The organism is uncultured Methanofollis sp., from assembly GCF_937919355.1.
GTDB lineage: Archaea > Halobacteriota > Methanomicrobia > Methanomicrobiales > Methanofollaceae > Methanofollis.
The window spans coordinates 1-8,549 of sequence record NZ_CALFSA010000233.1; the positions used below are offsets into that span (position 1 = coordinate 1).

An 8,549-nucleotide genomic window follows, 5' to 3' on the forward strand; every position below is an offset into this window, starting at 1 on the left:
TATATCCGAGGATGTCGGCGGGAAAGTGGGACGGTCGGTGCTGTACTTCCCGCAGGACCACGGAAAGATCACGGTCAGAAAGGCGAACGGGACATGCTCCGAGATGTAGTCTCCGTCCTGTTTCTTCTTTTTCTCCTGGCCCCTGTCTCTGCCGAGCTGGTGATCGTCTCGCCGTCGACCTCGACCTATTCGACGTATCTGGTGAATGATTATACCAATGGCCCTGAGGGGGAGGTCGTTTTCGCGACGTCCACGGGCCTGACGTTCTATAATGGCACCTGGACGACTTATCACACTCCTCCTGCATTCAGAAAAGACACGCTCATCTCCGATTTTATTCTCTCCATCGCCTACGGGCCTGATGGTATGCTCTGGATCGGGACTCCCGCCGGTCTGCAGCGGATGAACGGCCCTGTCTTCGAGACGGTGGCCGGGCAGGAGCACCTCAAGAACCCGATCGTCATCGGTCTCCAGCGCTGGGACGACGCCCTCTGGATCGAGACGAGCAATGCCGGGGTGCACAGGCTGGAGAACGGGTCCTGGACCTGGTTCAAGCCTTTCTCCGGCGGGCCGCAGACATATGCACTGGATGACATCGTCCTCGACCCGGCATCCGGGACATTGTACTGCATCTCTCAGGTCGATGGCGTCTTTGCGATTGGGGAGGATGCGAGTGCTGGCTTTAATCCTGTTATGCCCGGTGGCCGTCGGGTGACCGGGTTTACAGGTGCGGTCACAGACCCCTTCGGCGGGGTTTACCTCTTCAACCGGAGTTGTGTCGCTCACCTGGACGGGGACGGTCTGGAGACAGCAATCGTTTCAGCGGGCGACCTCGGGATCTTTGTCGGCGAGATCAACGACGTCAGTCCTGCCCCTGACGGTTCTCTCTGGGTTGCGACCGACCACGGGTTGTTCCAGTGGAAAGACGGATCAGTCCTCGACAATGTCTACCGGGCCCACGGCATCTGGTCAAACGTCATAAAGTCTGTCTTCGTGGACTCCACGGGCAGGTGCTGGTTCTCGACACCAACGGCAATCGGGTATTATTATCCCGACAATGCCACCCAGGGCCGGCTTCATTTCAACTTCGAGGGAATATTCAAGCGTTATGAGGGCGCCCCTCAATTTTCTCTTTAATTTTTTGGATCGAGTGATCCGGGAGAGAAGAGAGAGTGCAAAATATATCTTTCCCATTTTTTATATCCTGGTGAGATAGGTTCTCTTGCCTACCGCGCCTTCAGCGTCTCTCTGCAATAAGCATCTATGGAATCGATCAGTGCTTTCTTTGCTTTTTTCACCTGCTTTTCATCCTCCGATGAAATCTCGTGTGCCAGGTAGTTGACAGGAGTCAGGTAGTAGTCCATCGAGGGATATTTTTTCTTCATGTCCCTGATCCGGACATAGGACTCGGTCCCGCGTCCTGAGAGGGCGGAGAAGGCGATGTCGAGGAGGCTGGCAATATAGGGCGGCATGCGTTTCTCTATCGCCTGTTTCCTGAAGGTATGATAGCCTGACCGCGTGGTGGTCCGCAGGGAGAGGAGCATCCCGAAGTAGAAGGGTTCGGCGCTCTCAGGGTACTGCTGGATCATCTGCTTCACGACACCGGCGGCCCTTCCACCGTCCCCTTCTTCGATAGCAGAATCAAAAGCCTCCTGAAGGAATTCTCTGTCCTGGAAAAAACGGTTCTGGGCAACTTTCAGGATCTGGTCTTTCATCTCGCGGTTCCCGTCTCTTTTTGCTTTTTCAAGACCAATCTTGATGAAGGCCCGTTCACTGGGGAACCATTCGATAGCGCAGGAGATCATCAGCCAGAATGTCCGCACAAGCCACGGACTGTTCTTAAAGGGTATTTTTGAATCTGCATCCCTGTGGATACGGGCGACCTCTGCCATCTGCTCCCGCGCCCGCAGTTCCATCTCGCCAGGGGCACGGGGGATGATCCTGGACCTGGCAACTTCGCTGAGCGACAGTGCGTAATAGCAGAACGCAAGAGATGTGTGGACCAGGAGGTCCTGTGAGCGATACCTGGTCAGGTATGGTATGGCATGCTCGAAGTCCCCTGACTTCATCAATTTCAGGCCTGCAATAACTTCAAGGCCCGACCTGGGATTTTTCCCTTTTTTTAGCCGGGTGGCGCTCTCGATCACCCGTTCGACCTGTTCGGGGTCTGATGCGCGGCCCGGGGTGTCAAGGATCTTGAAACAGATCGAGTCGATGAAGGTGTTGTAACTCTCGTCGTCGAGGTCGGGGAACGATGACTCCAGCGCAGATACTACATGGCCAAAAAAAAACAGGGAGTTTCTCATCGATCTTTGTGATATTTTTCTCGATATACCCGAAGAAATCCAGTTTGAGTATCTCGATCTTCTCGTACTGGATCGCGTCGGAGAGCATCTCGCCGCGCATACTAGATGATACGGATATATCTTATTAAATTTTAAGAAATTGATTTTTGTCCCTGAATGAAACCCACCATGTATTCAGAGATACCGGGTCTTCGTTTCCAGGGTGATCCTGAAGGGGTCCGAATTCTGTGTCTTGACGACCAGGTAATATGGCTTCCCCGAGACTTCGATGTTTTTGATAACCGTTCCCGGACCTCTGATCTCCGCGCCGTCGACGATCGTGCTGTCCTCTGCGTCGACGAGCAGCACGCTGATGCCTGCAGATTCAGGCCTGCTGCCATTCTCCACGGTGCAGTTGATCCTCCAGAGCGGGTAGGGCACGGTGAAGGTCTCTGTGGCGCCGCCGCGCGACGCCTCCAGGGACGCGAACACGCTGATATTTGTTTCCTGCCAGGGCGGGTCTGATGCTTCGAGACGGCCCACATTGTCTTCGGGTATCAGATGGACCTCATATTCACGGGCTGGATTTTTTACATAGGTCAGTCTCTGGACCTGGACCGAAGGTGCAGGGGTCTGCGGCACCTCGATGGTCGGGACGGGCGGGACGACTGCGGAGGTATTCTCTTCGGGTGCCGCAGGGAGAGAGAACCATCCCGGGTGGGTGATACAGGCAAGGATGATGACAATCCCCACACCTGCCGCGACGCTCAGAAGATCTCCAGATGCCATGCATCATAGATCTGCATTTAAGAATGAAAAATATTCCCATTTTTCTCGTAAATGAATTTGAATACATACTCTATTCCCATATTGTCTGTATGCAAACTACTGGCAAAATCAAAATCTATATATGAAATAACTGTTCTTTATTCATTATGGAAATCCCCGATCTCAGGACCTGGATCTTTTTGTACCTGATCTCGTCTGTGGCTCTCCTGTGGGCTGCATTCCTCTCGGCGCAGGGGGTTCTGCTGGGGATGAGCATTATTCTCGTCATTGTCGTCATTGTCGCAAACTTTCTCGTCGTTTTTGCAGAAATTCAGAGAGCCAGCACACGCAAGGAAATGATGCAAAGACTCTCAAAGGTTGAGGTCTCACCTCATGATGAGAAGAATGGCTGAAGATCAGGGTTCTCCCAACCCTTCCTTTCAGAGGGACTTTTACCGTCAGTATAACGCGCTCACCTCTATCCTTTCGACGATATCCGGGCGTTTCGAACTCCTGAATTTGATCAAAGCGGAAGATGAACTCCCTCTTTCTGTCCGCGACCTCGCCGTAAAGGCGCTGGCGATCAGGAGAGAGAAGGACGAGGTCCAGTTTTACGATATGCTCCTGAATTTCCTGAATGTTGCCATGCTTGTCCAGGATTCACACAGGGTCGATATCGAGTGCGAGTACCTGCTCATGCGCACCACCGAGACCACGCAGTGCCACCTGGTCGTTGACGGCGAGAGCATTGACGCCCCCATTTTCATAGGTTCTCTTCTCTCCGACCATATCCTCAGCAACGGTGTGGGCGATCCTGTCGCTTCCATGACGGCGTATTATCTTGAGGCGGAGAAGCACTATGACGTTGTTTTTGTCGGCGAACTTGACCACTGTTCGCTCAGGATCGTAAAAGAGGTCTACCCGGGCAGGTCCTACGCTGTTTCTCTCCGCCTGCCGGCCCGCGTTCTGATCGACCAGGGGATTGTCCTCAAAAGCACTCCCGGCACTTTCCCGAGAATTGCCTGAATGCACTCTTCCCCGGGGGCCCGTGTGGTGTGGGTCTCTGATCCCTCTCTGCCGAGATCGATCCGATCTCGGCGGGTGCCGGCGAGCATGAGATAAACGTCGTTTTTCGACGGCAGTCCCTCACCCGGGTATCAGTTTTCCCGGATCGATCCGCTCGAAAAAAAAGAGGATGGTTCATGCTCTTGTGTAGATCTTCTGGAGGGAGTCGAAGGGTGTGAAGAGGTGTTCGACGTCCCGCCCGAGATACTCGGTCTTGCCCATCACATAATACCCCCCCTGTGCGAGAGCGTCGTGGAAGAGGAGGGCGAGGTCGGTCTTCTGCTGTTCGTTGAAGTAGATGGTCACATTCCTGCAGGAGACAAGGTCAAGGAAGCGTGCGGCCGGGACGCCCGACATCAGGTCGTGGTTTGAGAACCTGACAAGGGCCTTCACCTCGGGCTTCACCTCGTATTTCCCGTCGTCCCGCAGGGTGAAGTGCCGCTTTATCTGCGACTCGGTCATGTTCTTCAGGGACCTCCCATCATAAACGCCGATTTTTGCCTTTTCAAGCACGACCCTGTCGATATCTGTGGCAGTGATCGTGCAGTCGACCTCGTGGGTGAGCATGAGGTCCCGCACAAGCATCGCATAGGTGTAGGCCTCTTCGCCCGTCGAACAACCGGCGCACCAGATCCTGATCCTGCTCTTTTTCTTCAGGAGTTCAGGGAGCACCTTCTGCCCGACGGCCGTGAAGACCTCCGGGTCGCGGAAGAACTCGGTGACGTTGATGGTGAGGGCGTTCCTCAGGTCATCCTTCTCCGCTTCATGGGAGATCAGGTAACGGTGATACTCGTCGAAGGTCTCGTTCCCCGAGATCCGCATCCGCGAGAGCACTCTCCGCTTGATGTAGTCTTCCTTGTACTGGGATGTCCGTATGCCGACGATACGTTCGATTGTCCTGTTGAGTGCAGCAAAGTCGTCCATAGTTAGGTGATCGTAAAGTGGTCCATTTTCTTCTTCAGATCCGTGGAGAGGGCGGTGAGTTGTTGCGCGGCACTCCCGACCTCCATAGTGGAGGCGCTGACCTCCTCTGCAAGGGCGGCCATGTCTTCCACCCGGCTGAGATTCTTTTTCGTGTTATCCGATGCCCTGACGATCATCTCCATGACTGTGTTCGTCGCCTGGGCCTGGGCGTCTGTGGCCCTCGTGATCTCGGTGACAGTCTGGGCGGCGACATCGATCTCGGCACTGATCTCTGTCAGGGCGGAGATCGCCGCGTTGACGCTCTCGATTCCGTCCTGGATCTCCTGGTGCGAAGACCGCATGGACTCTGCAGTCTTCTCGCTGTCTTTCTGGATCGAGGCGATCAGGTCTTCAATGTGCTCGCTTGCACTCTTCGAGTCTCCGGCGAGGTTCCTGATCTCCCCTGCGACGACAGAGAAGCCGCGGCCGTGTTCACCCGCTCTGGCGGCCTCGATAGCTGCATTGAGGGCGAGGAGGTTTGTCTGGTTGGAGATCTCGTTGATCAGTTTGACGATCTTCGTGATCTCGTGCATCTTGGTGTTGAGGTCGGTGATCTCGGTGACGCTCTGTTCTGAGATGGAACTGACGACCTCCATCTTCTTGCACGCAACCTTCCCTATCTCGGCACCTTCGCGGCCCACCTTCGAGGAGGAGACGGCCCTGTTCATCACGTCCTGCGTCGTCCCGGCGATCTCCTCGATGGAGGCCGAGAGGTCGGTGACCTGCTGCCTGATCTCTTCGATCTCCTGGAGGAGCGACCGTGTTCCTTCCGAGGACTGCTGGGTGGCGAGGGCGACCTGTTCGGTGGCCTTCGCGATGTCGGCGGCCCCGCGGCTTGTCTCTCTGGAGGTGGACTCCACGACGGCCACGGCGCTGTTGACGTCGGCGAGGATCTCCCTGAACTTCACGAGGGACATGTTGTAGTCCTCTTTCACCCTGGCGAGGAGGTCGCCGTCGCCGATTGCGGCCTCCTGCGAGATGTCGCCCTGCGCGACCATCTTCAGGACGTCACCGAGTTCCCCTGCGTTCTTCTCGAACTGTTCTGCCCGCTCTTCTGCTTCGGTCATGAGGGTCCTGATCGTCTCCTCCTCTTTGCGGCGCTCGGTGATGTCGTTGTAGACGACGATCAGGTCGGTCAGGTCGCCGTTGCCGCCATAGATCGGAATGCCGTACTGTTCGAGGATGTGCACGCCTGAAGGGAGGTCGACGGTGACTTCGCCGTAACACCGCCGCTTCTGCTGAATTGCCTCTTTCAGGCCTGCTCCTTTCTGTTCGAGTACCCGGAACGACCGGGCGCTCATGCCGATCAGGTTCTCCTTCCTGATCCCTGACATCGAGGCATATGCCTCGTTTGTAGCGACGACGTCGAATTTCTTGTTCAGGAGCAGGATGGGCATGGGGTTCTCGTCCACGATGGTCTGGGAACGGATCTGGAGGTCCTTGATCTTCGCCATCTCCGCCTTCAGGTTCGCCTCGGCGTTCTTCGTATCGGTGAGGTCGTAGAAGACGAAGAGCGCCTTCTCGATCCGCCCCGACCCGCCGGCGATGGGGATGCCGAACTCCTCCACGGTCTTTTTCTTCTCCCCGACGGTGACTTCGAGCATGGCGCGTGTCTTTCTCCCCCGCGAGAAGACGGCGCCGTTTCCCTCGCCGGAGAGGCGCTTGATCGCGATCTTTTTCCCGGTCCCCCTGAGGAGGTGGTCGCGGGTGTCGCCCATCAGGGTGCAGTAGGCGTCATTGAGGTCGAGGGCCTGGAGGTGGCGGTCGACGAGCACCATCGGCATGGGGTTCTCGCCGAAGATAACATTCATCCCGGCCTCAAGGGCGTTTTTGCCGTCGAGGGTCTCGGCACGCTCTTTCCTGAGGGTCTCGACCTCGGCCTCACGATCCTTTCCGGCCTTCTCGGTCTCGGCCTGGACCTCGCGGAGACGTGCGATCTCGGCCTCGTGCTCCTTCCTGGCCTTCTCGGTCTCTTCTTCGACCTCGTGGAGACGTGCGATCGCCGCGTCGTTTTCCTTCCTGGCCTTCTCGGTCTCTGCCTCGCGTTCCTTCCTGACCTTCTCGATCTCGCTTTCGTGCTCCTTCCTGACCTTCTCGATCTCGCTTTCGTGCTCCTTCCTGACCTTCTCGGTCTCCTTCTGGACTTCGCGGATGTGCGAGATCGCCGCTTCGACGGCCGTCCCGAGTTCGGAGAGGGCTTCGGGGACCTCCTTCCCCTGGAGGGAGGCGGAGGTGTCGCCGGCCAGGGCACTGTTCAGGGCTTCGAGGATCGGTTGGATACCCTCGCCGATCCCCTCCCCTGTCTGGTCACGGGCGGTAGCGTGTATCGCCGCCGGAGCGGCAAACAATGCCATTCTTCCTGGTTTATCTGAGATCATCTCTATCACCTTCACGACTGCCCCTCAGTTCCAGCCTCCGACAAAGGCCGCGATATTCCGGTACACCCGCCCCGCGGGGCAGTCGGGAGCGTAGTGGGAGATGGGCAGGCCCTCTTTCTGGGCCATCGGGATTTCGGGGGAGTACGGCACTCTCTCCACCCGCAGGAATGTCTTTGCGACTTCGGCCTCGATCCCGTCTGGTTCGTCGGCCGGGAAAAAGCGGTGGAAGAGGGAGGAAAAAAACCCGTGTCCGGGCGCAGGCTCTCTGCTCCCCGGGCTGATGATTGCGATTTCCGGGCTGACCGTCCCTCCTGCGCAGGTCTGGACGTCCTGGAAGATCGTCTTCATGGTGCTGACGCCGCCGAGCGAGAAGATGCCCGGGTCCAGCGTGACAATTGCGTGGTCGGCCGCGACAAGGCCGTTGATGACGAGCTGGCCCATGCTCGGCGGGGTGTCGATGAGGACCATATCGTATGCGCCTGCGATCTCGTCGAGCGCGGTCTTCAGGACAGACGCCCGGTCTTCGATGGTATAGAGGAAAGGTTCGGCGCCGACGAGGTCGAGGGACGAGGGGAGGAGATCGATGCCCGAAGCGGTCTGGACGACGACATCCTCGGTTGAGACGTCGGGATAGCCGTCGAACCGTCTCATGAAGAGGTCATAGACTGTCTTTTCGGTCGAACCCGGGACGATGCCAAGACCTGTGGTTGCATTCGCCTGCGGATCGCAGTCGACGACAAGCACACTCTGGCCCGCTGCCTGAAGGTACCCCGCAATATTGAGGCATGACGTCGTCTTGCCTGTACCTCCCTTATGGTGGGCAAATGCGATGCGTGGGATCTTTTCACCTCCTATGAGAATTTACAATCCAGATATATATGCCTGTATATTACATCCGCCCCGATCATGCATATTTTCTTAATTAATTGTGGGCCCTTACGCGGCAATATCTGTTTCTCTCCCTGGATCTGGAGTGATCATACCCTGAAGACCGAGACTTTCCCGCAGTCCGGACGGGAGAATACTCTCGTCTCCCCCTCTCTCCGGCAGAACGCAACCAGTTTCAGCATGTAGTCCAGCCCTTCGGCCG

The 8,549-nt window shown here is 56.7% G+C and carries 8 protein-coding genes; 3 read left to right on the plus strand and 5 right to left on the minus strand.

All coding sequences use genetic code 11. The features are described 5' to 3' along the window. Positions 1-93 precede the first annotated feature (93 nt). On the plus strand, positions 94-1,137 hold the full coding sequence (locus tag Q0520_RS11360) for a two-component regulator propeller domain-containing protein (protein WP_298670180.1): 1,044 nt from the start codon (positions 94-96) through the stop codon (positions 1,135-1,137). 89 nt (positions 1,138-1,226) lie between these two features. Here the strand turns inward: Q0520_RS11360 and Q0520_RS11365 are convergent, their stop codons facing one another. Together Q0520_RS11365 and Q0520_RS11370 are read right to left on the minus strand one after the other, a co-directional pair. After that, entirely contained in the window at positions 1,227-2,306 is a 1,080-nt protein-coding gene (locus Q0520_RS11365; RefSeq protein WP_298670182.1) for a hypothetical protein, read from the minus strand. A gap of 174 nt (positions 2,307-2,480) precedes the next feature. Next, the gene (locus tag Q0520_RS11370) at positions 2,481-3,074 is read right to left on the minus strand and encodes a hypothetical protein (protein WP_298670184.1); all 594 of its coding nucleotides are present in this window, start codon (positions 3,072-3,074) and stop codon (positions 2,481-2,483) included. Positions 3,075-3,220: 146 nt separating this feature from the next. Between Q0520_RS11370 and Q0520_RS11375 the strand changes: the two genes are divergently transcribed. Beyond that, positions 3,221-3,466 carry a hypothetical protein gene (locus Q0520_RS11375; protein WP_298670186.1) on the plus strand — a complete coding sequence of 82 codons (246 nt, stop codon included), beginning with the start codon at positions 3,221-3,223 and terminating at the stop codon, positions 3,464-3,466. A gap of 106 nt (positions 3,467-3,572) precedes the next feature. Further along, entirely contained in the window at positions 3,573-4,079 is a 507-nt protein-coding gene (locus Q0520_RS11380) for a hypothetical protein (protein ID WP_298670188.1), read from the plus strand. Between the two features lie 174 nt (positions 4,080-4,253). On the opposite strand, the gene Q0520_RS11385 is transcribed toward Q0520_RS11380, so the two are convergent. Genes Q0520_RS11385 through Q0520_RS11395 form a run of 3 tightly spaced genes read right to left on the minus strand, consistent with a single transcriptional unit; the run spans position 4,254 to position 8,320 of the window. After that, positions 4,254-5,042 (minus strand): protein-glutamate O-methyltransferase CheR, encoded by a 789-nt coding sequence (locus tag Q0520_RS11385; protein ID WP_298670190.1) that lies wholly within the window; start codon positions 5,040-5,042, stop codon positions 4,254-4,256. Between the two features lie 2 nt (positions 5,043-5,044). Beyond that, entirely contained in the window at positions 5,045-7,474 is a 2,430-nt protein-coding gene (locus Q0520_RS11390; protein ID WP_298670191.1) for a methyl-accepting chemotaxis protein, read from the minus strand. Between the two features lie 9 nt (positions 7,475-7,483). Continuing rightward, positions 7,484-8,320, minus strand: a complete 837-nt coding sequence (locus Q0520_RS11395) for an AAA family ATPase (protein ID WP_342765273.1) — start codon at positions 8,318-8,320, stop codon at positions 7,484-7,486. Positions 8,321-8,549 lie beyond the last annotated feature (229 nt).

Coding starts and splice junctions, on each gene's coding strand:
- Q0520_RS11360 (WP_298670180.1), top strand. CDS start 94: ATGCTCCGAGATGTAGTCTCCGTCCTGTTTCTTCTTTTTCTCCTGGCC.
- Q0520_RS11365 (WP_298670182.1), bottom strand. CDS start 2,306: ATGAGAAACTCCCTGTTTTTTTTTGGCCATGTAGTATCTGCGCTGGAG.
- Q0520_RS11370 (WP_298670184.1), bottom strand. CDS start 3,074: ATGGCATCTGGAGATCTTCTGAGCGTCGCGGCAGGTGTGGGGATTGTC.
- Q0520_RS11375 (WP_298670186.1), top strand. CDS start 3,221: ATGGAAATCCCCGATCTCAGGACCTGGATCTTTTTGTACCTGATCTCG.
- Q0520_RS11385 (WP_298670190.1), bottom strand. CDS start 5,042: ATGGACGACTTTGCTGCACTCAACAGGACAATCGAACGTATCGTCGGC.